The sequence below is a fragment of the Arthrobacter sp. 2RAF6 genome, from assembly GCF_052115205.1.
GTDB lineage: Bacteria > Actinomycetota > Actinomycetes > Actinomycetales > Micrococcaceae > Arthrobacter.
Window position 1 is genome coordinate 1 of sequence record NZ_JBFRGF010000108.1, and the last position, 802, is coordinate 802.

An 802-nucleotide genomic window follows, 5' to 3' on the forward strand; every position below is an offset into this window, starting at 1 on the left:
TCGATCTCGAGCTGCGCGAGAGCGGCGGTGGTGTTGCCCCAGACGTTCCGGCGCCGGGCCCCGCTGTTCCTGCCGCGGTACCACCCGTCCGAGAGGACGATGTCGATCCGGTTGCTGCCAGGGATGAGAAGGTCCGCGACGTCGTACTGTTGGGCGTACAGGGTTTCGTCGTAGCTTGTCGAACCCGGTGCCAGTTCGATGTCTCCCACCCGGATTCCGTTGACGAATGCCTCATACACGCCGAGTGCGGTGGCGTAGAGTGTGGCTGCGGCGGGCCGGGCGGGGAGGTCAAATGACTTACGGAGGACGTGGGCCCCGCGCTCGTCCCGGGCGGCGGCTTCTTCGGACTCCATCGGCGAAATCCACTTGGCCGTCCAGTTCACGGGTCCTGTTTCGGCAGGGGTCGGCGCCAGGTTTGGCGGGGTTCTGAGCGTGTTGCCCATGGGTGTTTCAGCTCTCTTGTCGGTAGGCGTGATTGTTGGCGGATCGTGGCGTTAGCGCACCGACTTGACCTTCAGGAAGATGATGATGCTTCCCAAGAGGGCCAGCGCGGCACCGGTGAGGTAGAGGGCGGTGTAGTTCTTCTCGGCCCCTGCCGCTCCCAGGACGATGATGAAGGGTGCCAGGAGGGGGGCTATTGCGCTGGGGATCCGTTGTGCGAAGCCGACGACGGCCATGTAGCGTCCGGCCTGTGCCCGGTCGGGCAGCACGGCGAAGATGATGGCTCCGTCCACCGCGCTGAAGAGGGCGATTGCGCACTGCATGATGAGTGCGCCGACAAGCAGGGTGATGAAGGAGTGGG

At 64.8% G+C, this 802-nt stretch carries 1 protein-coding gene and 1 pseudogene; both read right to left on the reverse strand.

The window, feature by feature from the left end; all coding sequences use genetic code 11:
* On the reverse strand, window positions 1-443 hold a 443-nt coding region (locus tag AB4Z38_RS25685; protein WP_441432335.1), incomplete at its 3' end, for an alpha-L-rhamnosidase N-terminal domain-containing protein.
* Window positions 444-494: 51 nt separating this feature from the next.
* Window positions 495-802, reverse strand: a pseudogene (locus AB4Z38_RS25690) (MFS transporter); the annotation flags it as partial.